The sequence below is a fragment of the Leucobacter manosquensis genome, from assembly GCF_018304845.1.
Lineage (GTDB): Bacteria > Actinomycetota > Actinomycetes > Actinomycetales > Microbacteriaceae > Leucobacter > Leucobacter alluvii.
This window is the reverse complement of the sequence record NZ_JAFEVO010000001.1, coordinates 1,054,727-1,081,248: the sequence shown is the minus strand read 5'-3', so window position 1 is coordinate 1,081,248 and position 26,522 is coordinate 1,054,727. Positions and strand designations below refer to the sequence as shown.

Sequence of the window (26,522 nt, the reverse complement as noted above, 5' to 3'; positions counted from 1 at the left end):
GATCGGCGGCGGAGCTGCGGATTCCGTTGCGCTCGCGACCCGAGGCGCGATCCGTCTCAACGGGCCGCCGCACCTATAGGATGATCGCTGTCGCACCCCCGACCTCATAGAGGAGGATTCGCTTTGGCGAAACACACGCTCAGCAACGCCACCGACACCGGGCACATCCACGTCGGCAAAGGCCTGAACCAGAACGCGCTCGGAGTCGTCGGTTCGACGATCATCGGACTCGCCTCGACCGCGCCGCTCTACTCGCTGGCGGCGACGCTCGGATACGTGATTCTCGCCGTCGGCGCGCAAGCCCCGCTCGTGTTCGTCGTGGCCTGCATCCCGATGGTCTTCGCCGCGTTCGCCTATCAAGAGCTCAATCGCGAGATGCCGGACTGCGGCACGACCTTCGTCTGGGGCGCCAAGGCGTTCGGGCCGGTCACCGGATGGATCGGCGGCTGGGCCGTGGCGGTCTCCGCCGTCATGGTGCTCGCCAACGTCGGCGAGATCACCGGCAAGTACTTCTGGTTGCTGCTCGGGAACGAGGAATTCGCCGACAACCGGGTCATCGTGGTGGCGACTTCGGTGGTCTTCATGGCGCTCATGACCTTCATCAGCACGATCGGCGTGCAGATCGGCGAGAAGCTGCAGATGGTGCTCATGACCATCCAGATCGTCGCCATGCTGCTCTTCGGCGTGCTCGCCCTCGTGCACTCGCTCGACGGCAGCAACGCCGGATCCGTCGCGTTCGACTGGCAGTGGTTCAACCCGGCCGAACTCACCTCCTGGTCGGGGTTCATGGAAGCCGTGCTGCTCGCACTCTTCATCTACTGGGGCTGGGACACGTGCCTCGCGCTGAACGAGGAGACCAAGAACCCCCGTAAGACGCCGGGCCGCGCGGCGATCTCGACGATCGTCGTGCTCATCGTGCTCTACGTCGGCATCTCCGTCGCCGTCATGATGTTCGCCGGGTTCGGCGACACCGGCTTCGGTCTCACGAACGAGGCGAACCTCGACGATGTCTTCACCGTGCTCGGCGGCGCCCTCTTCGGGCCGTGGGGCTGGTTCCTGCTGCTCGGCGTCATGCTCTCGGCGGCGTCGTCGACCCAGACCACGATCCTTCCCACGGCTCGAGGCACCCTCTCGATGGCCGTCTACCGGGCGCTGCCGGCGAAGTTCGCGGATCTCCATCCGAAGTTCAAGACGCCGTGGTTCTCGACCACCGTCATGGGCGCTGCAGCCATCGTGTACTACGTCGGCATGTCCATCCTCTCGGAAGACATGCTCGCCGATTCGCTCACGTCGATGGGTCTCGCGGTCGCGCTCTACTACGCCATCACGTCGTTCGCGTGCGCCTGGTACTTCCGCGACACCCTCCGAGACAGCGCGCGCAACCTCTGGATGCGCGGCATCCTGCCCGTCCTCGGCGGGCTGATGCTCGCGTACGCCTTCGTGCAGTCGTGCATCGACATGATCAGCGTCGACTACAGCTACACCGTCATCTTCGGTATCGGCGGCGCCTTCGTCATCGGCGTCGGGGCCCTCTTGCTCGGATTCGTGCTGATGGGCATCTGGTCGCTGCGACCCGCGGCGAAGCCGTTCTTCCGCGGCGAGAGCCTGAATCGGGAGACGCCGATCCTCGTTCCGGACGAATAGCACCGGATCCGTTACGACGTCGTCACGAAGCTGCGCGACGCTCGTGACGACGTCGTAACGCGGATGGCGTGGAATACAGCCATGGGTGAGCGTCTGCAGTGGAAGAAGGTCCTGTCGATCTGGATCGGCATGTACCCGGTCAACGTCGCGACCTCGTGGGTGATCACGATGCTGCCGTGGTGGGGCGGCGTATCGCTGCCCGCACGCTCCGCGATCGTCGTCACCGTCGTCGCGCCGGTCATGTGCCTCATCATGATGCCGGCAGTGACGCGTCTGCTCGCGCCGTGGCTCCGTCGTCGTGCGGTGCACGTGCAGCGCGAGCGAGCGCTGTGCGCGCAGCTCGACGCCCTCTCCGCGGCACTCGGCGCCGACGATCCCGAGCGCTCGACGACGGCTCTCCGCTACGCTGAGAACGGCGCGCAGGGGTGGGGCGACCGGAGCCTCCGGGCGGGCCGCGGGAGGTCACCATGGAGCGTTTCGACACGATCGTCGTCGGAGCTGGAGTATCGGGTCTGACGGCAGCGCGATTCCTCGCGAGGCACGGCCAGCGAGTGGTCGTGCTCGAAGCGCGCGATCGGGTGGGCGGACGCACCTGGAGCGAGCACGCGGACGGCGTGATCACGGATATCGGAGCCTCTTGGATCCATGGGATCGATGACAATGCGCTCTACACACTGACCCGCGCCTGGAACATGCACGCGATCGAGTTCACCGTCGGCAGCTATCAGCCCGACGGTCGCCCGATCGCCACCTACGGACCGGAGGGGTCGCGGCTCGACGCCGAGACTGCTGCGAGGTTCGCCGACGATCTGCGCGCCGCAGACACGATGCTGGCCGCGATGATCGACGCAGCCCCGGATGGGTCAGCATACGCCGACGCCATCGATCGCGCTCTCGCTGAGCTCGACTGGGATGCGGAACGAGCGGCCCGCGTGCGCGAGTTCCTGCGTCACCGCTCGGAGGAGCAGTACGGCGTCGCCGCCGAGCGCCTGGACGCGCACGGCCTCGACGACGACCAGGTCGAGGGTGATGAGGTGGTGTTCCCGGGCGGATACGACGCGCTCGCACGCGGGCTCTCCGAGGATCTCGACGTGCGCCTGGAGCATGTGGTGCGGCGCGTCGAATGGTCGGACGCGGGTGCGTCCGTGGTGACCGGGCACGGTGAGTTCGCTGCGGATCACGTCGTGGTGACGGTACCCGTCGGCGTGCTCGCATCGGAGGACTTCGTCATCGATCCCGCGCTGCCAGAGCCGGTGGCGAAGGCCCTCGCCGGATTCGAGATGAATGACTTCGAGAAGATCTTCCTGCGGTTCTCCGAGCGCTTCTGGGATGAGGACGTCTACGCCATCCGCAGGCAGGGACCTGCCGCGCTGTGGTGGCACTCCTGGTACGACCTCACCGAGCTGCACGGGGTGCCGACCCTGCTCACCTTCGCCGCGGGCCCCAGCGCTCAGGCGACTCGTGAGTGGAACGACGACGAGATCGCGTCCTCGGTGCTCGCCTCGCTCCGCGAGATCTACGGCGTCGCCGTGACCGACCCCGAAACCGTCCGCGTCTCGCGGTGGCGGGACGACCCCTACTCGCGCGGTTCCTACGCTTATATGACGCCGGGTTCCCGCACCGAGCACCACGATGTGCTCGCCACGCCGATCGGCGGAGCAGAAGGATCCGGCGGCGTGCTGCACCTGGCCGGCGAAGCGACGTGGACGGAGGATCCCGCGACCGTCACCGCCGCGCTCTACTCCGGGCACCGGGCCGCTGAGCGCATCCTCGGCCGGGCGCTCGACTTCACGGCGCTGGCTCCGGAGGCCCCGACGACGACGGCCTCCTAGTTTCGGAGGCCGGTTCAGCGGTGAGCCGCGTGCGCCGCCGTCGAGTTCGCCTCACTGCGACGCTGCACCGACCGTTCGAGTGCCTCGACGCGCGCCTGCAGGTCGACGCGCTCGGCGGTGACGTCGACGGCCGAACGGCTCTGCGAGACGACCGACCCGACCCCCGCGAGTTCGGAGAACGCGTCATCGAGTCGCTGGGAGGGAACGCGCACCGTCATGCTCGCCTCGGCGTTCGCCCCGTCGCCTGAACGTTGCACATGCTCCGACTCGATCGTGCCGTCGAGGTCGGTCACGATGGCACGCACGCGATCCATCGCCCCGGAGGGGTCGGAGACCTCGATCAGCAGCTCGCCCGTGCGGATCACGGAGCGTTCGGTCGAGACATCCTGCCCGGATGCCTCATCGCTGGCTGCCCCTGGTTCCGACGATGCAGAACGCGGTGCTACGGAAGCGGAATGGAGAGCGTTCCGGTCTCTGCCGGGGGCTCGATCGAGCGGCCCTTGAGATCGGGCATCCAACGCAGGGTCGAGACGGCGATGATCGCGCAGATGACGAGCAGCCCAGCTGAGACCGCGATGGCACCGTGTGCGCCCGCGATGTCGATCGCGATGCCGGCGAAGGCCGATCCGGTTGCCACACCGACGAGGGTGCCGGTGCCGATCCATCCGTAGGCTTCGGCGGTTTCGGAGAAGCGGACGGTGGAGCTGACGATGTTCGAGATCGCGGCGAAGGTAGGCGCAGTTCCGAGACCGCCGATGAACAGGACGGCGCTCAGCCACCAGATGTTCAGGCTGAGCAGGCACGCAGAGGTTCCCGCGAGCACGAGGAGGATGCGGAGCGCCGGCGACCAGGGCCGCATCTCGCGGTGCCCGATGAGCAGACCGCCCACGAGCGAGCCTCCGGCGAAGATCGCGAGCACGATGCCCGATTCGATGCTGCCGTGCCCGCCGTTCGGCCCGACGAATGCGGCGACGATGCCCGCCTCGATCGCTGCGAACGAAGCGACGAAGAAGAAGCTGACAACAGTGCCGATGACCACCGTCGGGTACCGCAGCACGGCGCCCAGCCCGCGCTTCGAGGGCGGAAGCTTGACTTGCCCGAGCGCCGGGCTCGAGATGAACCAGGCGCCGCCGAGCAGCATGAAGCCCGCTGCAACGCAGAGGCCGGCAGCGGTGCTGAACTGCGAGGTGACGAAGACGGCGACGACCGGGCCGATCACCCAGATGATCTCCTGCGCGGCAGCGTCGAGCGAGAACAGCGCCTGCAACTGCTTGCCCGGCACGAGTTTCGGGTACATCGTGCGCACGGCGGGCGTGATGGGCGGCGTCGTCAGTCCGACCAGCAGGGCGATTCCCGTGACGATGGGCAGGGGGAGATGCACGACGGCGATGACCACGAGCAGCACCGAGCACGCGATCGATGTCACGGTGAGCACGGGGCGCATGCCCCACTTGCCCATGAGCCGGCTGCTCAGCGGACCGGAGACGGCCTGGCCGACGCTCTGCGACGCGAGCACGATGCCCGCGGAGGTGTAGTCGCCGTAGGCGAGCTGAATGTGGAGCAGCACGATGATCGACAGCATCCCGAAGGGGAAGCGCGCCATGAGCTGCGACCCGAGCACGCGGAAAACGCCGGGATTGCTCCCCAGATCACGATACAAGCCCATCAGACGAGTATACGCGTGGTATCGGCGATATTCGAGTGCTCAGGCCACTGATTCGCGCGTCGTTTCGATGAAGAGCGAGCGAATCCGAGGTGTCCGCGGCGCTCGACGAGACACGACCCCTTTCCGGCGCTGCATGTTCGGCAGACGAGACAGCACTGCCGGGCGGAGCGTCTCGATGATCGCTCCGCCCGGCAGTGCTGGAAGTCCGCTTCGGTCAGCGGCTGGTGCTGCTCGTCGAGTAGACCGTGCCACCCGAGCTCTGGGCGCGACGACCCGAGCGACGACGCCCGCCGTCGGATCCGGCGCCAGCGCCCTGGCCGCGCGACTGCCCGCGCTCGCCCTGCTGGCTCTGCCCGCCCTGACCGCCGCCCTGTCCGCCGCGGCGCTGTCCGCCGCCGCCCTGAGCGCCGGAGCCCTGGCCCGAAGACCGTCGCTGCTGGCCGTCGCCCGACTGACCCTGACCGGCGCTCGCCGATCCGGCACTGCGACCGCGACCGCCGCGCGAGCGCTTGCGCTTCGCGTTCGCTCCCGTGCTCGATCCTTCGCCCGCCGGGCTGTGGCCGGCGGCGCGCTGCTGTGCCGTCTGCGCCGCCGCGCGCTTGCGCTCGGTCTCGCGGGGGTCGACGCGGGGCGCGATCTCGCCGATGAGCGAGAGCACCTCAGGATCGATGTTCGCCGCGCTCGGGTTCACGGTACGGGGCGTGACGTGAATCTTGGCTGCACGCATGATCTGACGCATCTCGCCGCGCTGCTCCGGCAGCACCAGCGTGACGACATCGCCCTCGTTGCCTGCGCGGGCCGTACGACCCGAGCGGTGCAGGTACGCCTTGTGCTCGACGGGCGGGTCGATGTGCACGACGAGATCGACGCCGTCGACGTGCACGCCGCGCGCTGCGACGTCGGTCGCCACGAGAACCCGGGCTTCGCCGCTCACGAACTCGGCGAGGTTGCGGTCGCGCGCGTTCTGGGACAGGTTTCCCTGCAGTTCGACCGCGGGGATGCCGGCGGTGGTGAGCTGCTTCGCGAGCTTCTTGGCCTGATGCTTCATCCGGGTGAAGAAGATGCGGCGAGCGGTGCCCGACGCCAGCGCTTCGATGAGCGCATCCTTCTGATCCTTGCCCGCGACCTCGAAGACGTGGTGCGTGAGCTGCGGAACCGGTGACTCGGCAGAATCGACGGAGTGCCGGATCGGGTCGTGGAGGTACTTCTTCACCACGTTGTCCACGCCGTTGTCGAGGGTCGCGCTGAAGAGGAGACGCTGTCCCTGCTTCGGCGTCGCGTTCAGAATGCGCGTGACGACGGGCAGGAAGCCCATGTCGGCCATGTGGTCGGCCTCGTCGAGCACCGTGATCTCAACCGAGCTGAGATCGACGAGACGCTGCTTCATGAGGTCGTCGAGGCGACCCGGTGCGGCGACGACGATATCGATGCCGCCTTCGAGGGCGACTTCCTGGCGGCGCTGCGGCACGCCGCCGAAGATGGTCGTGACCTTGACGCCCATCGGGTCGGCGAGCATCTTCAGCGTCTCGGCGATCTGGGTGACGAGCTCGCGGGTCGGGGCGAGCACGATCGCGCGCGGGCGACTCGGGCGGCGCTTCTTGGCCGCATCCTCGGCGAGGTTCGCCACCAGGGGGATGCCGAATGCGATCGTCTTGCCCGAGCCGGTGCGGCCGCGGCCGAGCACGTCGCGCCCGGCGAGCGTGTCGGGAAGCGTGTCGCGCTGGATCGGGAAGGGTGCGTCCTTGCCGTTCTTGGCGAGGGCGTCTGCAATGGGTGCGGGAACCCCGAGATCCAGGAAGGAAGGCGTTGGGGTAGTGGTCTGTTCGGTCACGGGGACCTTTCATGCTGAGACAGCGCTGCGAGCAGAACACTCGGAGATCATCTCGAGTGCCGCGTTCACCGCGGTGCTGCGTGCGTCGCTGCCGTTTGTCAGAGTGCGCGGGATCGCGCATCCGTTCGCCGCGGATCGGGCCGAACGGCGCCCAGGCTCAGGAGTCGAGCGGGCGGTGCGGTGAATTGCGACGCGTAACGCTCGAAGCGCTACACAGAGCATTCTACCCCATGGGGCTGATCGCTCGGATGTTGGTGCGGCGCGAGTCGTTCGATGGCGCTGCTCCGGATGCGGGCGACCGGGGCTCGGGTGCGAACATCAAGCCTCCTGACGCCACCTCCGTCGTGAGGCGCAACCAGATCCAGAGGCGCGCGGACGGGCGGTCCATATCGATTCCGAGTTCCGCCCTGATCGAGTTGAGCCGATAGCGCACCGTGTTCTGGTGCACGTGCAGATCGAGCGCGGCCCGACGCACGCTGCCTTGATGATCGAGCACCGAAAGCAGTGTCTCGGCGAGTCTCGTTTCATGCTCGCGGTCGTGGGCCAGGATCCTCTCGACGAGATCACCCTCGAGTAACTCGGAGTCATGCAGGATCTCGCCGACGTGCGCGAGCCCGAGATCGGAGTGCATCTCGGAGAACTCGGCGACGTCGGATGCGTCGTCGTCCCGGGTGACCTGCCCGGCCGCGGCGGTGGATCGCGTGGCCTGAGTTCCCCGCGCAGTCGCATTGCGAGTGACGATGATGCGGCTGATGCTCGCCGCATCGCGGTACGACCGGGGGATCAGCGACTGATTCTGTGCGATCCGGCCGATTCCGGCGACTGCGCCGCCTTCCGCGATCCGGGTGATGCGGTCTGCGAAAAGCCGGGTGTGCGCCGTGTCTGAGCTGCGGAGCAGGGCCACGGCGACGCCGTCCAGAAGTGCGCAGTGCGCCCAGGCGAACTGCCCTTTCGCGGTCGTCGAGACCTGGTGGAGGAGTTGCTGGGCCCTGAGTACCGGATTCGCGTCACCGAGTTCACGCAAGCGGAAGCAGATGACCGTGTGCGCGGAACCGGGGTCGAGATCGAGCTGCGCTGCAGCCGCCCGGCGATTCGTCGCGTCCTCGAGCAACGCACGGATGAGGTCGGTGCTCCGTCGTTCATCCGCCTGAGCGGTTTCACGCGCGCGCAGCATGTGATGCGCGACGAGCGGCTCGACGGAGTCGAGGAACTGCCTGGTTTCGTCGGCGCCGCTCGGGTCCACCTGGATCGCCCAGACGGTTCCCAAGAGTTCACCGGCCGCGCGAACTGGAAGTGCGACGCGACCGTAGCGAGATTGCTTGCCGGGGAAGTGGAGCGCCGCCGCGGACGCGGCGAGTTGTTGGAACTGCGCGTCGACACGCGGGTGATGTCCCTCATGCAGCGCGAGCGTCGTCGACCGGCGCAGCGCATCGATGGGTTGGCCGACATGCGTGGAATACCCGATGATGCGACCCGCGATGTCGACGAGACTGACGGCGCCGTTCGACAACGAGGCCAGCGTGTTCGCGAGTGCGAAGAGGTCCCCCTGTCTGATGCCTCCCGTAACGAGCCGCGCGTCCGCCGAACCGAGGGCGCGCAGTGACTGCGCGACATCGGCCCAGTCCGCCTCCCGTTCGAGCAGCAGCAGTGCGGATGCGAGGTCGGAAGGCAGTCGCGGAAGACCCGATTCGGGGCGTTTGACGATGACACCGGCGGCACCGTGATCGAGGAGGGCACGCACGCGGACGTCGAGATCCGGGCCTGCAGCATCGAGACCAGGCGCGAGCACCAGGTGATCTGCGTACCGGCGTTCGTGCGGTTCGTTCTCGAAGAAGACGCACCCCAGAAAACGACGATCTCCCGCCTCTGCCGACGGATCCAGTCCCGCGAGCATGCCATCCAATGCATCGAGGGCGGCGCGGAAGCGCGGCGCCTCTCGGTCGGGGGTAGCGTTCGCGTTCATACAATTCTCCAATGAATGGAACGTCTCTTCAGAGAGAACTCTATATCGTTCTCGCTCGCTGTCCTCCACACTGTGGGAAGTTCCATAGATATCGAGGGAGAGCAATGATGCACTTGACGACTCGAACCCGCGCCTGCGCGGGGATTGCAACGGCGTTGGTCGTCGCCGCACTGATGTCCGCCTGTAGCCAGAGCGAAGCGCCGGGCTCGGAGACCGGGGCCGGGGAAGCCGCTGAGCCCGTCAGCATCGATGCCGTGCCGGAGGCCGTCGCGCTCTTGCCCGAATCGATCTCGGACGCGGGCGTGCTCCGAGTCGCCATCCCCACCAATGAGCCACCGACCCAGTTCTATCGTGAGGGCACCCAGGAGATGACGGGCCTCAACCCCGACATCGCTGCGCTCGTCGCCGATGCCCTCGGCCTCGAACTCGAGGTGGTCGTGAGCAACTTCGATTCCATCATTCCGGGGCTCGCTGCGAATCGTTTCGATATGACGGTCTCATCGATGACGCCGACAGTCGAACGGATGGAAGCGCTCGACTTCGTCGAATACGTCAACATGGGCAGCGCGCTCGTCGTGCCGACGGGCAATCCAGACAGGATCGCCTTCGATGCGCTGTGCGGAAAACGCGTGGCCGTACTGACGGGCTCGTACCAGCTCACGGTTCAGATTCCCGACCTCGACGCCGCCTGCACGGCCGCGGGGCAAGATCCGCTCGAGATTCAGCAATTCCAGGACACCAGGCAGGCCATCAGCTCACTCGCGAGCGATCGAAGCGACGTGGTGTACGCGGACGGTCCGATCCTGAGCTATGCGACCCTGCAGAACCCCGACTTCGAGGTCGCCGAGGAGAACAATGTCGCGCCGGTCGGCATCGGCATCACCAAGGGCACTGGGATGACCGAACCCGTCGAGGCCGCGATGACCGCGATCATCGAATCTCCCGAGTACGGTTCCGTGCTGAGCGCATACGGACTCGAATCGATGGCCGTCACCGAGGCCCGCGTCAACGTGGCGCAGTAGGCAGGCGGGGCGCAATGATGCACACGGTCGGAACCCCGACGCAGGTCCAGTCGACGCTCACCTCGCTCGAAGTTCAGCCGCGCAAGCGGTGGCTCCCGCTGCTCGGTGCTGCAGTCGTCGTTTTCATCGTCGTGGCCGGGCTCTGGGATGTCGCCACGAACGAGCGCTTCCGCTGGCCCGTCGTGTTCGAGTACCTCTTCAATCCGCAGATCCTCTCGGGGGTCGGTCTGACGCTGACGCTGACCGTCGTATCGATGACGTTCGGCATTCTGCTGGGGATCGTGCTGGCGATCATGCGACTCGCGAAGAACCCGACGATCTCGATGGCGGCGGGGGCCTACATCTGGTTCTTCCGCGGCACGCCGCTCCTCGTGCAGCTGATCTTCTGGTACAACATCGCGGCTCTGTACCCGGTGATCGCCCTCGGGCTGCCGTTCGGCGGTCCGAGCGTCGCCATCGGCGAGGCGAACGTGCTGATCACGCCGCTCACCGCAGCACTGCTCGGGCTCGCGCTCAATGAGGCCGCCTACATGGCGGAGATCATCCGCAGCGGAATTCAAGCCGTCGACGAAGGGCAGCGCGACGCCGGTCGCGCGATCGGGATGACCGACGCGAAGCTCATGTGGCGTGTGGTGCTTCCCCAGGCGATGCGCATCGTGATCCCGCCGACGGGGAATCAGGTCATCTCGATGCTCAAGGGCACCTCCTTGGTGAGCGTGCTGGCGATCTCGGATCTGCTGTACTCAGCGCAGATCATCTACGCGTTGAACTACCAGACGATTCCGTTGCTGCTCGTCGCATGCGCCTGGTACCTCCTCCTCACCTCGATCCTGACCGCCGTGCAGGGGCGTCTCGAAGTGCGGTACGGCCGAGGATTTCAACCCCGCCCCCAACGGAGATTCCGCCGCAGCGCGCGTGCTGCGGTGCGCACCGGCGAGCAGGAGGACCGGAGATGAACGGCAAGATGATCGAAATTCGCGGACTGCGCAAGTCTTTCAGAGACAATGTGGTGCTCGCCGATGTCTCGCTCTCGGTCGAGGCTGGGTCGGTCACCTGTCTGATCGGACCGTCGGGGTCGGGGAAGACGACGCTCCTGCGCTGCGTGAACCGCCTCGAGACGATCGACGCGGGGATTCTGCTCGTCGACGGGCAGCTCGTCGGCGCCGAGCGCCGACGAGGAAGGCTCGTGGAAGCCCGCCCCGGGGCCATCGCCCGGTCGCGCACGCAGACCGGAATGGTCTTCCAGCGATTCAACCTGTTCCCGCATCGCACAGCACTCGAGAACGTCATGGAGGGGCCCGTGCACGTGCTCCGGCGGCCCCGGGGCGAGGTGCAGGCCGAAGCTGAACGACTGCTCGAGCGCGTTGGCCTCGCCCACAAGACCGATGCCTACCCGCAGGAGCTCTCGGGGGGTCAGCAGCAACGCATCGCGATCGCTCGTGCGCTCGCGATGCAGCCCAAGCTCCTCCTGTTCGATGAGCCGACGTCGGCGCTCGACCCCGAGCTGGTCGGCGAGGTGCTCGCTGTGATGAAAGATCTCGCCGCCGAAGGCATGACGATGCTCGTCGTGACGCACGAACTCGGTTTCGCGCGAGAGGCGGCCGACCAGGTGGTCTTCATGGACGGCGGCGTCGTCGTCGAGAGCGGAACGCCTGAGTCGGTGATCGGTGATCCGCAGCAGGATCGTACGCGCGCGTTCCTCTCCCGCGTGCTGGCGTAGACGTACCACCCCATTCGAGATGCCCTGAGGGAGTGCAGTGAACCTAGACAAGATGATGAGCGTCGAGCAGATGCAGCGCGGTGCCGTGCGCAGGCTGCCGAAGATGGTGTCCGACTTCCTCGATGGCGGCGCGCTCGACGAGACCACCCTGCGCCGCAATCGCGAGGCGTACGAAGCCGTGTCCCTGCGTCAGCGAGTGCTCGTGAACCTCGAACGCATCGATCCGATGACGACCGTGCTCGGGCACGGCTACGACGTGCCGATGATCGTGTCGCCGATGGGGCTGCTCACGGTGTGTCATCCCGACGCCGATGTCGCGATCGCCGCGGCTGCGCGCGCCGCAGGGAGTCTGATGGTGCACAGCCCCTGGTCCGGCGTGTCGATCGAGGAGACGTTCGAAGCAGCGGGCGGGCGCATGTGGGAGCAGATCGCATTCTGGCGACAGCCTGGAGAGACGGACCAGCACCTGTCGCGTGCACGAAACCTTGGCGTCGACACCATTGTCGTCGCCGGTGATGTCGCCGTTTCGAGTAAGCGCGAGCGCGATCTCAGGCACGGAACGTCAATGCCTCCGAAACCACCGGTTCGGGATGTGCTCGACGTCGCGCTGCACCCGCGCTGGGTGACGCGTTGGTTGACCGGGCGCAAAATGACGTGGGGCACCTACGCCATATCCGGCAGGCCGATCAAGATGTCCGAGATGGAGCGCTGGATGGAGAGCAACGGAGGAAATACCCGTGCCACGTGGGATGATGTCGCCGAGCTTCGGCGCCGGTGGGATGGCCGCTTGCTCGTCAAGGGGATCATGACTCCGGAGGATGCAGAGCTCGCATTGCATCACGGAGCAGATGGTGTCTTCGTCTCCAACCACGGCGGGCGACAGTTCGACGGTCAACCGGGAACCCTCGACGTCTTGCCGGCGATCGCCGAGGCGGTCAACGGGCGCGGGGCCGTCATCGTCGACGGCGGGGTGCGCCGCGGATCGGATATCGTCACTGCGATCGCAGCGGGCGCCGACCTCGTGGCGGGCGGGAGGCCGTTCGCGTATGGGCTCGCTGCGGGCGGGCGGGCTGGCGTCGAACGGGTCTTTGAGATCCTCTTGGATGAGTTGAGAACCGCGATGGGCTCAGTGGGCAGCACGCAGATCTCCGACCTGGGCGCGCATGTGATGAACGGGGGATCGCACCCGCCCGGTCGGCCGGCTGTGCATCAGTGATTTCGCATTCTCGAAAAATCTGGTGTTCTTCGACGGAAAGTTCTGACATTCACGAGCGCTAGCGGCCGGCACTCTGCCAGCATGTGGCCATGGGACGGATCACGATACGCGAATTCCACGACGACGACCTCGATGCGGTCGTCCGCTTGTGGTGGGAGGCGCACTCCACATCGGAGCAGCCGGTGTACTCGCTCGCCGAGGTCACCGCCTCGTGTCGCGAAGACCATGCGGTGGTCGCGGTCCGCGATGATCACGTGGTGGCCGCCGCGGTCGGTCGGGCGGCCCACGCGCAGGGGTGGATCGTGTTCTTCGGGGTCGATGAGGATGCGCGCACCGACAATACCTCTGGCGCGCTGCTCGACGCGCTCGAACGGAAGATGGCGCCGCTCGGGCTCGGCACGCTCTCGGTGCTGACGCCGGAGAGCAGTCGCATCGACCTGCTCACCTCGAACGGATTCCAGTTGCAGCACAACCTGCGCTACTTGGAGCGGCAGATGCCCGTGCAACGACGCGAGCTCGAGTTGTTGAAGGATCTGGGCGGTCGGATCCTGCCCCGCCACCTGTGGGAGCAGGTCGCCGGGATGCGGCACGAGAAGCAGCTGCTCGAGGAGCGCCTCGTGGCGCCGCTCGCGCAGCCCGATCTCGCCGACCGGTACGGTGTGGTGCCGCCGCATGCGGTGATGCTGTTCGGGCCGCCCGGCACGGGGAAGACGACCTTCGCGAAGGCCGTGGCATCGCGGCTCGACTGGCCGTTCATCGAGGTCTTCCCGTCGCGTCTCGGGGACGGCGTCACGAGTATGGCCTCCTCGCTCCGGGCCGTCTTCGAGCAGATCGCGGAGTTGGAGCACGGCGTGGTGTTCATCGACGAGGTCGAGGAGATCGCGTCGCAGCGCAGCGACCCGCCGACGCCGACGCAGGGTGTCACCAATGAGTTGCTCAAGGTCGTCGCGGACTTCCGCGACCGGGAGGGCATGCTGCTGGTGTGCGCGACGAACTTCGTGCGCGCGCTCGACGCGGCCTTTCTCAGGCACGGCCGGTTCGACTACGTGCTGCCCATCGGACTGCCGGACGCCGAGGCGCGAGAGGCGATCTGGCGCCGGTACGTGCCGACCAGCGTGTCGCCCGCGATCGACTTCGCTCAGCTCGTTCGGGTGAGCGAAGGGCTCACACCCGCCGATATCGAGTACGCCGCGCGTCGCGCCTCCCAGGATGCGCTGGCGCGAGTGCTCAGGGGCGGGGAGGACGCGGCTCGCTCCGCCGCGTCCGCGACATCGCCCACGCATCTCTCGACCGACGATTACACCGCGGCGCTCTCCGTGACGCGCGCCACCGTCTCGACGGAGCAGCAGGAGGCCTTTCTCGAGGACATCGAGGCGCTGGCCCGCCTGTAGCCGTCGATTCCCGCTGGCGCAGCGCTGCCAGCACTCGATGTCGGACGCACGCGGTAGCGTCGGAGGCAGCCGCCGCGCAGGCCATCGAGCCGGCACCCATCGCGGCGTCGATGAAGGGAGCGCGCATGTTCGTGCAGGATCGGCCGGCCGGTGCCGGGCACCGCGTCGTCACCAGCGCGAGCGACCTCACTGCGGCGAGCCGCTGCGAGTTCGCCTTTCTGCGCCGATTCGACGCGAAACTCGGTCGCGATGTGGCGGTGCCGCCCGACGACGACCCGATGCTGCAGCGCGCTGCACGTCTCGGCGACGCGCACGAGGAGCGCGTGCTGGCGGGCTACATCGACCGGCTCGGTGCGGGCACCAGCGGCTCTGCCGGGGGAGTGGTCTCAGTGCCGCGACCCGAATCGATGTCGGCGAGCGACCTCGGGGCGGTCGCCTTCGAGACCGTGCGAGCACTCGCGGGCGGCGCCGAGGTCGTCTTTCAGGCGACATTCTTCGACCCCGAGCAGCGCCCGGCGCGAGGTGGCGAGCCCGAAATCGGGTTCGTCGGATTCGCCGACTTCTTGCGCCGCCTTCCCGACGGCCGGTACGAGGTGCAAGACACGAAGCTCGCGCGCCGAGCGAAGGTGACGGCGCTCATGCAGCTCGCAGCCTACGCCGAGCAGCTCGAGCGCGTCGGTGTGGCCGTTGCCGAGACGGCGGTGCTCATCTTGGGAGACGGCGCCGAATCGAGACACCGCATCTCCGACATCGCTCCCGTGTTCCGCGCGCGTCGGGCTCGCATGCACGCCCTGCTCACCGCACGGTTCAGCGCAGCCGGCCCCGATGGCGATCGCTCGCACGCCGAGCCCATCGCCTGGGGCGCCTCGGGCATCGTCGCCTGCGGGCGATGCGAAGTCTGCACCCCCGAAGTGGAGCGCACCCGCGACCCGCTGCTCATCGCCGGCATCCGCGCCACGCAACGAGATGCGCTCGTCGCCGCGGGGCTCGACACCGTCGACCGCGTCGCGGAGGCTCTCGATCCGGTGCGCTCCGAGACCGTGCAGGTGCCGGGCGTCGCTGGTCCCGTGCTGCTCCGGCTCGCGGAGCAGGCGCAGCTGCAGGTGCGGGCACTGGCTGCCGGCGACGGATCCGCGCCGCCGTTTCTCGTCACGCAGCCGGGCGCGCTCGCGGCGATCCCCGAGCCGAACCCCGGCGACCTCTTCTTCGATTTCGAGGGCGACCCGCTGTTTCGAGCTCCTGGACCCGACGACACCGCGCACTGGGGCATCGACTATCTCTTCGGAATGGTCGACGCTGACGAGGGTTTCACCGCCATCTGGGCGCACGATCTCATGGCAGAGCGACGCGCCCTCGAAGTGTTTCTCGCGCGCGTAGCGGAGCGCAGGCAGCGGTACCCGGGCATGAAGATCTACCATTACGCCGCATACGAGCGCACGCACCTCGCCTCCATCGCCGCCCGCCACGGCGTCGGAGAAGCGGAGGTCGACGCGCTGCTCCGCGAGCACGTGCTCGTCGACCTGTATCCGATCGTGCGCGCGGCACTTCGCGTCGGCACGCAATCGTATTCGATCAAAAAGCTCGAACCGCTCTACATGGGCGACGAACTGCGCGACGAAGCGGGCGTGACGAGCGGCGCGCAGTCGGTGACCGAGTACGCCGAGGCGAGCGCTCAGCTCAGCTCCGAAGACCCGGCGATCCGCCTCGAGGGCCAGCGGCGCATGGATGCGATCGGCGACTACAACCGTTACGACTGCGTCTCGACGCTGCGGCTGCGCGACTGGCTGCTGCGGCTCGCCGAGGAGCACGGCGTCGCACCGTATGTTCCCGAGCCCGCGTTGTCCGAGAGCGGGCCGCATCTCGAACTGAGCCGCATCGGCGCCGAACTCGCAGAGCACGCCACTGCGTTCGCCGAGCACGATCGGCCAGCCGACCGAGCCGCAGCCGCCCTCGCAGCGAGTGCCATCGACTATCACGAGCGCGAGCAGAAATCGTTCTGGTGGGCCCACTTCGCCCGAATGGTCGATCCCATCGAAGACTGGGCGGATACGCGCGACGTGCTCGTCGTGGATCCGAGTTCGAGCCGCGTCGAGGCGGACTGGCATGTGCCGCCGCGAGCGCGCGCCGAGCGGCGGCACATGCGCCTCGCCGGTGAAGTCGCCCCTGGATCGCGGTTTCGGGAGAACGGCGACGCGTTCGCCCTGTACGCGCACCCATCGCCCTTCCCGCAGTACGGCGCAGCGCCGGGCTCCCGCGGCGCGAGGCAGGTGAGCATCCTCGAAGCCCGCGACGACGGCGCGACGGTGCAGGAGAACCTGCCGGCGAAGGTCGAGCACTACGCAGTCCTCCCGGTGGCGCTGACGCCCGGGCCGCCGCCGCGTGCTGGCGCCCAGAAGAGCGCGATCGAAGAGTGGGGTGCCGCGCTCGCCCGGTCGCTGGATCGCGGATCATTTCCCGCCGATCCGGCGGTCGACCTGCTCCGCAGAGTACCGCCGCGTCTCAGCGGAGGATCGGCGCTCGTCTCGCCCGGGTCCGGGCGGGCGCTCGAGGCAGCGGGTGGCGATGTCGACGCGCGCCGAATCGGAGCCGTCATCGCCTCCCTGCTGCAGCTCGATCGGTCAGCGCTCGCCGTGCAGGGTCCGCCGGGAACGGGAAAGACCTATCTCGCCGCCCGCGTCATCCGGCAGCTGGTCGAGCGCCATCAGTGGACCATCGGCGTCGTCGCCCAATCGCATCGGGTCGTCGAGAACGTACTCACGGGCGTCGTGCGAGCCGGGCTGGCCCCGGCCCTGGTCGGGAAGGCGGCCCAGCGAGGGGCGGACCCCGCAGATGTCGCCGCAGCGCCGTACACAGTGCTCCGCAGCGGTGGGCAGGCTTCATTTCTCGCGGGGCATCGACGCGCCGAGCGCGGCGCTGTCATCGGAGGCACCGCATGGGACTTCAGCAACGCTGAACGAGTGGCGCGGCATGAGCTCGACCTGCTCGTCGTCGACGAGGCCGGCCAGTTCTCGCTGGCCCCGACGATCGCCGCCTCGGTCGCCGCTCACCGCGTGCTGCTGCTCGGAGACCCGCAGCAGCTGCCCCAGGTCTCGCAAGGATCGCACCCCGAGCCGGTCGACACCTCGGCGCTGGGGTGGCTGCTCGGCGAGCACGAGACGATCCCCGAGCACCTCGGCTACTTCCTCGCAGAGACCAGGCGCATGAGACCCGAGCTCGCGACGGTGGTCTCCGAGCTGGCATACGAGGGCCGCCTGCACGCGCATGCGAGCGCTTCAGAACGCGAGGTGATCGGCGTCGGCGCGGCGGGCGTGCACTGGCACGCGGTGCAGCACAGCGGCAATTCGACGCACTCCGAAGCGGAGGCGCAACGGGTCGTCGAAGTCGTTCGTCGCTCGCTGCAGGGAACGCTGCGCACCGTCGGCGACGTCGATCGAGCGCTCACTCCGGCCGACCTGATCGTAGTCGCGCCCTACAATGCGCAGGTCGAATGCGTCTCGCGCGAGCTGCACCGTGCGGGCCTCGGCGAGGTCAGGGTCGGCACCGTCGACAAGTTCCAGGGCCAGGAGGCGGTGATCGCCATCGTGACGCTCGCCGCGTCCAGCGCCGCCGACGTTCCTCGTGGTCTCGAATTCCTCCTCATGAGAAACCGGCTGAACGTAGCGATCAGCCGTGCGCAGTGGGCCGCCCACATCATCTCCTCCGACCGGCTCGGAGACGGCCTGCCGACGAGCGCCGAGGGAGTCGCTGCGCTCTCCGGCTATCTGCGCCTTGTGGAACGAGCCCACCCCGCTAACGTGGAGTCATGGTGAATCCTGGAGGACCCCTCAAGACGCCGCCATCCACGCCGCTGCCGCCGCGGTCAGGATCCGCAGCCGGCGAGCAGACAGCACCGCGGTCCGTCGCGGTGCGGCCCGGTGTCTCGCGAAGGTCGAGCATTCCGGCGTTCGAAGTCATGCGGATCACCGACGAAATCGCGCGGCGCCGAGCCGGCGGCCACGACGTCGTCTCGCTCTGCGCTGGAGAGCCGAGCGCGCGAGCCATTCCGGGCACGCTGAAGCCGGCGGGCTACACTGGGCCCCTCGGCACTGCCCCACTCCGCGAAGCCGTCGCAGGGCACTACCGGGAGTGGTACGACGTCGAGATCGATCCAGCCACCGTTGCGATCACCACCGGCTCATCCGGAGCCTTCCAGCTCGCATTCCTCGCAGCGTTCGATCCCGGTGACCGGGTCGCCCTCGCGAGCCCCGGGTACCCGGCGTACCGCAACATCCTCACCGCGCTCGGCGTGCACGTCGTCGAGATCCCCACCGGGCCGGAGAATCGCTACCAGCCGACACCCGCGCTGCTCGACGCGGCAGTCGCGGAGCACGGCGACCTCGCGGGGCTCGTGATCGCGTCCCCGGCCAATCCGACGGGCACCATGCTCGACCGCGCGGCGCTCACGGCACTGGTCGCCTGGTGCTCACTGCGCGGCGTGCGGCTCGTGAGCGACGAGATCTATCACGGCATCACATTCGCGGGCGACGGAGCGGACCATCGCGGCGTGACCGCTCGCGAGCTCGATGCCGAGGCGATCGTCGTCAACTCCTTCTCGAAGTACTGGGGCATGACGGGGTGGCGTCTCGGCTGGGCGATCCTTCCGGACGCGCTCGTCGGTCCATTCGAAGCACTCGCCTCGAACTTCGCCCTCTCACCGCCGGCCCCGGCGCAGGAACTCGCGCTCTCCGCCTTCTCACCCGAGACGTATGCCGAGCGCGACGCCATCGTGGCGGGGTTCGCCCGGGCACGCCAGCTGATTCTCGACGCTGAAAGCTCGCTCGGCTGGGGCGTGGCCGCCCCCTCGGACGGCGCGTTCTACTACTACTCCGAGCTCGGGCCGCAGCTCGAGCGCTTCACTGATTCGGTCGAGTACGCACGGCGCCTGCTCGCGGACGCTGACGTCGCGGTCGTACCTGGCGTCGACTTCGACCCCGTAGACGGGTCGCGAGCTGTGCGCCTCTCCTACGCGGCCGGAGAACCAGCCGTGGCGGAGGCGCTCGACCGCATCATCCGATTCCAGGGCTGACGCGGCAGCGAGGAAACCGTCGCCCTACCCGTCGATGCGGATCGGAGTGCCTGCGGCGATTCCGATGCGGCGCTGCAGGGCCTCGTCGACGGCGGGCGCGTCGAGATCCGCGATCCCGAGCCACTGAACGGCACTGCGGGAGTCGGCGCCCAGCGAGAATACGACTGTGCGCACCGACTCGGCGAGCGGGCCTTCGAGTGTTGCGACCGCGCGGGCAAGCGCAGAGCGCGCCGCTTTGCCGAGGACGGCGGGGTCCTGCTGCTCGCCGTGCAGGGGCACCTCGGCGCGTGCATATGTGACCCCGTCGCCGGTCACGACCTCGCCCACCACGAGCGCCCCATCGCGGCGCACCGCCGCTTCGAGATCAGCGCTGGTCGAACCCGGCGTCACGGTCGTGAAGGGGAGCGGAATGCCCGAAGGGGCGCCCCCGTCATCGTGATGATGATCGGGAGACGCCCCTCCGAATGAGAACTTCAAATCCATGAGTTCCAGGGTACGCGCTTCGCAGCAGCTCGGTGCACCACGAAGCGCGCGGGTACGAGTTACGCGTTCGCCGAGAGCACCTCGTCGATGCTCGAGTACGCGAGCTCGGGGAACGCGTCAGCGACACCCTTGAAGGTCAGCACACCGTCGTGGGCGTTCAGGCCCTTGGCGAGGGACTCGTCCGACTGCAGCGCGGAGACCCAGCCCTTGTCGGCGAGTGCGACGACGTAGGGGAGCGTGGCGTTGGTGAGCGCAGCGGTCGAGGTCTCGGGCACGGCACCCGGCATGTTCGCCACGCAGTAGTAGATCGAGTTGTGCACCTGGAAGGTGGGATCGTCGTGCGTCGTGGGACGCGAGTTCTCGAAGCAGCCGCCCTGATCGATCGCGATGTCGACGAGCACGGAGCCCGGCTTCATCTGCGCGACCATCTCGTCGGTGACGAGCTTCGGCGCCTTCTCGCCCGGGATCAGCACGGAGCCGATGACGAGATCGGCGTCCTTGAGCGACTCGGTGATGTTGTGCGCGTTCGAGGTGCGGGTCTGGATGCGACCGCCGAACTCGTCTTCGAGCTGCTTGAGGCGGGGGATCGAGATGTCGATCACGGTGACCTCAGCGCCCATGCCGAACGCGATGCGAGCGGCCTGCTCGCCAGCAGCGCCGCCGCCGATGACGACGACCTTGCCGCGACGCGTGGCGGTCACGCCGCCGAGCAGGACTCCGCGCCCGCCGTTGGCCTTCATGAGCGAGTAGGCGCCGACCTGAGCCGAGAGGCGACCGGCGACCTCGGACATGGGGGCCAGCAGGGGCAGGGCGCGGCCGGCCTGAACGGTCTCGTACGCGATGGCAGTGGTGCCAGACTCGAGAACCTTCTCGGTCAGCGTCTTGTCAGCGGCGAGGTGCAGGTAGGTGAAGAGTACCTGGCCCTTGCGCAGCTTGTCGTACTCGGCAGCGATGGGCTCCTTGACCTTGAGGATCATGTCGGACTTCGCCCACACGTCCTCGGCGCTTTCGACGATCTGCGCGCCGGCGGCGGCGTACTCGTCGTCGGTGATGGCCGAGCCGATGCCTGCACCGGCCTGTACGAGCACCTCGTGCCCGCGGCGGGTGAGCTCGACGACGCCGGCCTGCGTGATAGCGACGCGGTTCTCGTTGTTCTTGATTTCGGTGGGAATACCGACGCGCATGAGAAGCTCCAATGGGATCTGCGATGTACTGATGCGATGCCGACTCGCTGACCGGCCTCGTGCGGCGCGATCCGTTGCGGTCGAACCACTACAGTGTGCAGTATATTCGTCAGAGATGCAGTTGCTCTGAATACTCTTCGGCTCACGTCGGAGAAGTGGTCGGGAAATGAGTGAAAGGCGGCGTGAGATGGTCGAGAGTTCGAAGATTCTGCGCGAAAGTGCAGATCTCGACGATGTGGATCGCAAGATCGTCGAGGAACTGCAGGCCAACGGGCGAATCACGAACGCCGAGCTGGCGGATCGCGTGGGCGTCGCCGCTTCGACCTGCATCGCTCGCGTGCGCAGCCTGGTGGCCCGAAAGATCATCACCGGTTTCACCGCCTCGGTCGATCCGCGCGCGATCGGCCTCGACCTCGAGGTGCTCGTGAGTGTCACGGTGCGTTCTGGGGCGCGCCAACGCATCACCGAGCTCAGCGAGGAACTGCGCGGGTTGCCCGAGGTGATGCAGCTGTTCTTCCTCGGCGGTGTCGAAGACTTCATCATCCATCTCGCCGTGCGGGATTCCGATCACGTGCGCGACTTCGTGGTCGAGCATCTCTCGGCGCATCCGGCGATCTCCTCGACGCGTACGAGCATCGTCTTCAGCCATCATCAGAACCCGGTGCGCATGCAGGGATAACGCGGGCGCCGGGCCATCCTGGGCCGTAAAGCACGTCAGCGGGGCGCTCGTCAGTGGGCTGGAGGTGGACTGGTTCTCGTCTCCTGCGCGTCGAGCGCGAGTTCCGCCGCCCGAAGCGCCTGCGAACTGTAGCGGCCGATCGCGCGCTCCTCGAGCAGCGCGTCGCGCTGCGCATCGAGCACGGTGCGTGCGAGCCGACGGTAGCAGGCGGCCTGCGACTCCTGGGCCTGTGCCGGCGTCGACCCGGTGGCGGCGAGGGGAAACGCGAGGGGAGCGATCGTGCTCTTCGCGGTCGCGCGCACACGCCTCACGAGGTCGTCGTCGGGCACGATCCTTCCATCATCGGCTTCCGCATCGATCTCGATCTCATCCGCGAGCGCCGCGTTGGCGGCGTCGAGCAGATCGCGGCCGAGCGACTGCAGCTCGGCGGTGCGCGAGCCGTTCGCTCCGTCCGGCCAGAGCTTCGAGATGAAGAGCGGCAGCGTGAGCCCGTGCAGGAGGAGCGTCACGACGGCGACGGCGAACGCGATCAGAATGAGCTGCGGGCGATACGGCACATCGGTCGAGATCGACTGGGCGGCTGCGAGGGTGACGACGCCGCGCATACCGCTCCACGACAGGAGTACGCCGTCCCGCCAGCCAAGCTGCTGCTCTTGCTCGTGAGCGAGGTCGGCCCGCGATCGTTGTTCGAGCAATTCGAGTTTGCGGAGGCGCCGCTCCGTCGTGTCGGCGCGACGAGCCCGCGTGAGAATGCGCGAGAACCCGTCGCTTCGCTGCTGATACCGCCCCTTGTCGCCGCGCATCGTCCAGATGAGCGGCACCATGAACAACCCGCGAAGCAGGATGAGGATCGCGACGAGGCCGAGTGCGACGAGCGCGATGTGCTCGAGTTGCAGCTCCGTCTCATTGACCTCGTCGAGCAGGGTGTGCAGTTGCAGACCCATGATGAGGAAGACGCCGTTCTCCAAGCCGAATTGCACCGTGCGCCAGTTGAGGCGCTCGTTCATCCGGGCGGTCGCGGAGAACCGTTTCGCCGCGTGATGCCCGGTGTACAGGCCGGTGACGACCACGGCCAGCACACCGGAGGCTCCGAGCGCCTCCGCGGGCATGAACGCGACGAAGGGAACGACGAATGAGATGATCGTGTCGTAGACGGGGTTCCGCAGCCGTGCGCGGATCCACACCGTGACCATGCCGATCACGATGCCGATCACGATGGCCGCGACGACCGAGAACCCGAAGGAGCCGGCCGCGTCCCAGAAGACGAAACTGCCCGCCACGGCCGCGAGCGCCGTCTTCAGGAGTACGAGTGAAGTGGCGTCGTTCACGAGGCTCTCGCCTTCGAGAATCGACACCAGACGCTCCGGCATGCCGAGGCGCTTGCCGATCGACGTCGCCGCAACCGCATCCGTCGGGCTGATCACCGCTCCGAGAGCCACCGCAGCCGGCAGGGGGATGGCGGGAACGAACCAGTGGAGCGCGAATCCGATCGTCACCGCGGAGATGATGACGAGGAGCACCGAGAGTCCGATGACGGGGCGGAGGTTTCTTCTGAAATCGATGAGGGGAACATTCACGGCCGCCGAGTAGAGCAGCGGGGGGAGCACCCCGATGAGAATGATCTCCGGGTCGATCTCGATTCTCGGAATGAACGGGAGGTACCCCGCTCCGATGCCGACGATGACGAGGAGGAGCGGCGCCGCGACGCCGATCTTGCTGCCGAGGATCGACGTCCCGACGAGCACGACCACTGCGGCGACTGCGATCAGGCCGATTTCCATGGACCGATTCTACCGAGGGCGCTCTGCATCACCCTGCGTCGGCGGGCTGCACGACAGAGATGCCGCCGGTCTCGACGCCGTGGAAGTCGGCCCAGTCTCGACTGAGCGGCGCGAGCGCGAGCGCATCGATGCCCGTATCGGGAAACGATGCGATCTCGAGCCCCCCGGTTTTCGTCCGAAGGCGCTTCCAGGTGGCCACCACCCGGCCCTTTCGCAGCACGGTAGGGAGGAACATGCCGTTGCGCCCCGGAACGATGCGGTCGAAGTGCTGCTGATCGAGCTGAGCGGTGCGATCCGTGTACCCGAGCAGATGCTCGTCGAACGCCGCGAGCAGCGTCCACTCGGGCAGCCGCGCCTCCGAGACGGCAGAGCCGAGCGATTCAGGATCGACCCAGAGTCTGCCGGCGGCACCCGACACCGGGTCTCCCGACGCATCACGTGCGCGAGCCTCTGCCAGCTCCCCGGCATCTCGTGCTGCGGCCAGGCCCACGCGGGCCTCCGCGACGGTGAGCCCCGTCCACCAGGCGAAGTCGTTGACGCGGAACGGGCCCCGGCACCTGGCGTAGCGCACCGCGAGCTCGCGCAGCGCATCATCGCCCGAGTACTGTCGCGGCGCGGTGATCCAGTGCTCTGCTCTCACGAGAAGCGGTTCGCCAGACGGGCCGATCGGGCCGAACGTCGCCATTCCGTTCTGGCAGATCCACCAGATCACGTGATAGCGCCAATTGCTCTGCCAGTCGATGCCCGCTTCGGTCCACGCTTCTGCGAGTGCGTCGCGCTCAAGACCGGCGGTGCCAGCGGCGTCGAGGGCGACGAAGGAGACCTCGACGAGCCGGTCGAGCACGGCGTCGCTCATGCCGAGGAAGGCGCGGCGTTTCGGGGCGCCGGCGAGCACTCGGTGGTTGGTGGCTCCCTGCATCCACCCGATGTCTTCGGCCGCGACGACGTGCACGGTGCCGCGCATCGGCCACGACCGCACGATACGTCGTTCGGCGAAGGCCGCCTCGACATCGGCGATCGCCGAGCCGGGCGCCCGCACCCCGAGCGCCCACCGAGCGGACCGCCAGTCCTGCCCCTGCACGGCGAGCAGGCGCCGCGCCACACCGGCGATGCGCTCCGCACCCGGCGCTTCTGGTTCGCCGCGGGTCCAGCTCGTCGCTGTCAGACCGAGCGCATGCACGCGCACGCGAAGCACATCGGTCGGGGAGAGGGTCTCGGTCATGGCCTCAGTGTAGGTCGCACCGCCGACATGAGCGCGAGGACGAGCAACACGAAGGTACTGACTGCGAAGACACGCACCGAAAGCAGCCCGATCAGTGCGCCACCGATACCGACCGCATCCGCATAGACGAGCTGCGCCGCGGTGAAGACGGAGATGTGCAATGCCGATGCGCAAACAACCGCGGCGCACAGCCGCATCGCGACTGTGAGGAAGTAAGGCTGCCGACCTCCGAGGAGACGGGATAGGAGTACGAGTGCAGCGACACACCCCACCGCGGCGCTCGCGAGCAGCCGTTTGTCGTCATCGGGCTGGGCAGCGGAGCCCAGGATCTTCGTAATTCCGGCGAATACAGCAGCGACGCACAGCACGCCAGCGGCAACCGCTGTCATGATCCGTCGCGCGGTACTCGACCCCGTTTCGTCGGGCCCGATCAAGAACGCGGCCATTGCAGCGAACACGGCGGGGAACACCAGGACGGCGACGTAGGCCGCTGGCATGACGAGCAACCATATCGAGTCGAGCGGAGAGATGGAGAAGAGGGGACCGAGCTCCGAAAACCCGGTCAGTCCGAAGAGGCTGACGGTCACGACCAGCAGTCCGTCACGGGCGGGCGGCGACGAGCGATGAGCAAGAACTGCTGCTGACCATCCCGCTCCAGCGACGAGAACGACGCGAATTCCAGCGAACAGCAGGTCGGGGTGCGTCCCCCAGCTTTCGGCTGCCGTCTTCAGCGCAAAGAACCCCGTGAGGCAGATCAGATGCGCGAGGCAGAGGAGCGCGACGAGGCGAGGAGCGACGAGATGGGCCGGTGCATCTCGGTGCACGCGGGCCGCCGGAAGGTTCGGATGCACGTCCATATGCTCCCAGTTCCAGTCGGGAGCGAAGGCATATCTTCGCTCGCTAGCCTGGAGGCACCCGTGCGACGGCCCGCCGCCCGGTGCGACTGAGCGGAGCATCCATGGCCAAGACCATCATCATCACCGGTGCGAGCGATGGCATCGGGGCGGCTGCGGCGCGTCAGCTGCACCGTGACGGGCACACGGTCGTGCTCGTCGGGCGCTCGGCCGAGAAGACCCGTGCGATTGCCGCAGAACTCGCTGCACGGTATTTTGTAGCCGACTTCGCCGATCTCTCGCAGGTGCGCGCGCTCGCGGCGGACCTGCTCGCGGAGTACCGCAGCATCGACGTCCTGGCGAACAACGCGGGAGGCATCATGGGGGAGCGCGCGCTCACGGTCGACGGGTACGAGCAGACGTTTCAGGTCAATCACCTCGCGCCGTTCCTGCTGACGAATCTGCTGATGCCCGCCCTGGTCGCGGGGGGCGCGACGGTGATTCAGACGGCAAGCCTCGCCGCCCGCGCCTTCAGTCGTTTCGACATCACCGATCTGCAGAACGCGAAGCAGTATGCGCCGCAGCGCGCCTACGGCAATGGCAAGCTCGCCAACATCCTGTTCACCATCGAATTGCAGCGCAGGTACGGCGGTCAGGGAATCTCTGCCGTCGCATTTCATCCCGGCGTGGTCGCGAGCAGCTTCGCGAGCGACACGACGCACATCATGCGGCTCATCTATCACAGCCCCTTGAAGCGGCTGTTCACGATCAGCGCGGAGAAGGGCGCCGATCAGCTCGTGTGGCTCTCTGAAGGCGAGCCGCGTTCAACGTTCGAGCCAGGGGCCTATTACGAGTCTCGCGCGATCGCCGCGAAGGTGAGCCCGGAGGTGCACGATCCCGAGCTCGCGCGCGAGTTGTGGGAGCAGTCCGCAGCGCTCGTGTAGGGCGACCAGTTCTCCGGCCGCACGCAACGCACGTGCCGACGCCGCA

Annotated in this window: 21 protein-coding genes; 12 read left to right on the top strand and 9 right to left on the bottom strand. The window is 67.6% G+C overall.

Features of this window, described 5'->3' with window-relative positions; translation table 11 throughout:
- Positions 1–123: 123 nt before the first annotated feature.
- From JSQ98_RS04975 to JSQ98_RS04965, 3 genes are all read left to right on the top strand, one after another.
- Positions 124–1,644 (top strand): APC family permease, encoded by a 1,521-nt coding sequence (locus JSQ98_RS04975; RefSeq protein ID WP_090150070.1) that lies wholly within the window; start codon positions 124–126, stop codon positions 1,642–1,644.
- A gap of 81 nt (positions 1,645–1,725) precedes the next feature.
- Complete coding sequence (locus JSQ98_RS04970) at positions 1,726–2,160, top strand: putative antibiotic biosynthesis monooxygenase (protein ID WP_090150067.1); 435 nt, start codon at positions 1,726–1,728, stop codon at positions 2,158–2,160.
- Positions 2,112–3,476: a flavin monoamine oxidase family protein gene (locus JSQ98_RS04965; protein WP_211648612.1), complete on the top strand. Its 1,365-nt coding sequence runs from the start codon at positions 2,112–2,114 to the stop codon at positions 3,474–3,476. The genes JSQ98_RS04970 and JSQ98_RS04965 overlap by 49 nt, the downstream gene beginning before the upstream one ends.
- A 14-nt stretch (positions 3,477–3,490) precedes the next feature.
- Here JSQ98_RS04965 and JSQ98_RS15225 read toward each other — a convergent pair whose 3' ends face one another.
- The 4 genes from JSQ98_RS15225 to JSQ98_RS04945 all read right to left on the bottom strand — a co-directional run bounded on the left by JSQ98_RS15225 (position 3,491) and on the right by JSQ98_RS04945 (position 8,936).
- Positions 3,491–3,841: a DUF4349 domain-containing protein gene (locus JSQ98_RS15225; protein WP_211648611.1), complete on the bottom strand. Its 351-nt coding sequence runs from the start codon at positions 3,839–3,841 to the stop codon at positions 3,491–3,493.
- Positions 3,842–3,918: 77 nt separating this feature from the next.
- Positions 3,919–5,142, bottom strand: coding sequence for an MFS transporter (locus JSQ98_RS04955; RefSeq protein WP_090150058.1), 1,224 nt, complete (start codon positions 5,140–5,142; stop codon positions 3,919–3,921).
- Between the two features lie 214 nt (positions 5,143–5,356).
- Positions 5,357–6,973, bottom strand: a complete 1,617-nt coding sequence (locus tag JSQ98_RS04950; RefSeq protein ID WP_211648610.1) for a DEAD/DEAH box helicase — start codon at positions 6,971–6,973, stop codon at positions 5,357–5,359.
- 223 nt (positions 6,974–7,196) lie between these two features.
- Entirely contained in the window at positions 7,197–8,936 is a 1,740-nt protein-coding gene (locus JSQ98_RS04945) for a PucR family transcriptional regulator (RefSeq protein ID WP_211648609.1), read from the bottom strand.
- 113 nt (positions 8,937–9,049) lie between these two features.
- Here JSQ98_RS04945 and JSQ98_RS04940 point away from each other — a divergent pair, with 113 nt between their 5' ends.
- From JSQ98_RS04940 to JSQ98_RS04910, 7 genes are all read left to right on the top strand, one after another.
- Positions 9,050–9,958, top strand: a complete 909-nt coding sequence (locus JSQ98_RS04940; protein ID WP_211648606.1) for a transporter substrate-binding domain-containing protein — start codon at positions 9,050–9,052, stop codon at positions 9,956–9,958.
- A gap of 14 nt (positions 9,959–9,972) precedes the next feature.
- A complete protein-coding gene (locus tag JSQ98_RS04935; protein WP_200331736.1) occupies positions 9,973–10,914 on the top strand; it encodes an amino acid ABC transporter permease in 942 nt (313 codons plus the stop codon).
- Entirely contained in the window at positions 10,911–11,678 is a 768-nt protein-coding gene (locus tag JSQ98_RS04930; protein WP_283242015.1) for an amino acid ABC transporter ATP-binding protein, read from the top strand. The genes JSQ98_RS04935 and JSQ98_RS04930 overlap by 4 nt, the downstream gene beginning before the upstream one ends.
- A gap of 37 nt (positions 11,679–11,715) precedes the next feature.
- Positions 11,716–12,894, top strand: a complete 1,179-nt coding sequence (locus JSQ98_RS04925; protein ID WP_211648605.1) for an alpha-hydroxy acid oxidase — start codon at positions 11,716–11,718, stop codon at positions 12,892–12,894.
- An 89-nt stretch (positions 12,895–12,983) separates the two neighbouring features.
- The gene (locus tag JSQ98_RS04920) at positions 12,984–14,285 is read left to right on the top strand and encodes an ATP-binding protein (protein ID WP_211648604.1); all 1,302 of its coding nucleotides are present in this window, start codon (positions 12,984–12,986) and stop codon (positions 14,283–14,285) included.
- 125 nt (positions 14,286–14,410) lie between these two features.
- Positions 14,411–18,094: a TM0106 family RecB-like putative nuclease gene (locus JSQ98_RS04915; protein WP_211648603.1), complete on the top strand. Its 3,684-nt coding sequence runs from the start codon at positions 14,411–14,413 to the stop codon at positions 18,092–18,094.
- Positions 18,088–19,350, top strand: a complete 1,263-nt coding sequence (locus JSQ98_RS04910) for a pyridoxal phosphate-dependent aminotransferase (protein WP_200331741.1) — start codon at positions 18,088–18,090, stop codon at positions 19,348–19,350. Before JSQ98_RS04915 ends, JSQ98_RS04910 begins: the two co-directional genes overlap by 7 nt.
- Positions 19,351–19,374: 24 nt before the next feature.
- On the opposite strand, the gene JSQ98_RS04905 is transcribed toward JSQ98_RS04910, so the two are convergent.
- Together JSQ98_RS04905 and ald are read right to left on the bottom strand one after the other, a co-directional pair.
- Positions 19,375–19,833, bottom strand: coding sequence for a hypothetical protein (locus JSQ98_RS04905; RefSeq protein ID WP_211648602.1), 459 nt, complete (start codon positions 19,831–19,833; stop codon positions 19,375–19,377).
- 59 nt (positions 19,834–19,892) lie between these two features.
- Complete coding sequence (gene ald, locus JSQ98_RS04900) at positions 19,893–21,017, bottom strand: alanine dehydrogenase (protein ID WP_211648601.1); 1,125 nt, start codon at positions 21,015–21,017, stop codon at positions 19,893–19,895.
- A 187-nt stretch (positions 21,018–21,204) separates the two neighbouring features.
- Between ald and JSQ98_RS04895 the strand changes: the two genes are divergently transcribed.
- Positions 21,205–21,696, top strand: coding sequence for an Lrp/AsnC family transcriptional regulator (locus JSQ98_RS04895; protein ID WP_090150038.1), 492 nt, complete (start codon positions 21,205–21,207; stop codon positions 21,694–21,696).
- Between the two features lie 50 nt (positions 21,697–21,746).
- Here JSQ98_RS04895 and JSQ98_RS04890 read toward each other — a convergent pair whose 3' ends face one another.
- From JSQ98_RS04890 to JSQ98_RS04880, 3 genes are read right to left on the bottom strand one after another with little or no spacing between them, the layout of a single operon-like run.
- Complete coding sequence (locus tag JSQ98_RS04890) at positions 21,747–23,477, bottom strand: cation:proton antiporter (RefSeq protein ID WP_211648600.1); 1,731 nt, start codon at positions 23,475–23,477, stop codon at positions 21,747–21,749.
- Positions 23,478–23,505: 28 nt separating this feature from the next.
- Entirely contained in the window at positions 23,506–24,699 is a 1,194-nt protein-coding gene (locus JSQ98_RS04885; protein ID WP_211648599.1) for a winged helix DNA-binding domain-containing protein, read from the bottom strand.
- Entirely contained in the window at positions 24,696–25,550 is an 855-nt protein-coding gene (locus tag JSQ98_RS04880; RefSeq protein ID WP_211648598.1) for a hypothetical protein, read from the bottom strand. Before JSQ98_RS04880 ends, JSQ98_RS04885 begins: the two co-directional genes overlap by 4 nt.
- A 107-nt stretch (positions 25,551–25,657) precedes the next feature.
- On the opposite strand from JSQ98_RS04880, the gene JSQ98_RS04875 reads away from it, so the two are divergent.
- Positions 25,658–26,476: an SDR family NAD(P)-dependent oxidoreductase gene (locus JSQ98_RS04875; protein ID WP_211648597.1), complete on the top strand. Its 819-nt coding sequence runs from the start codon at positions 25,658–25,660 to the stop codon at positions 26,474–26,476.
- Positions 26,477–26,522 lie beyond the last annotated feature (46 nt).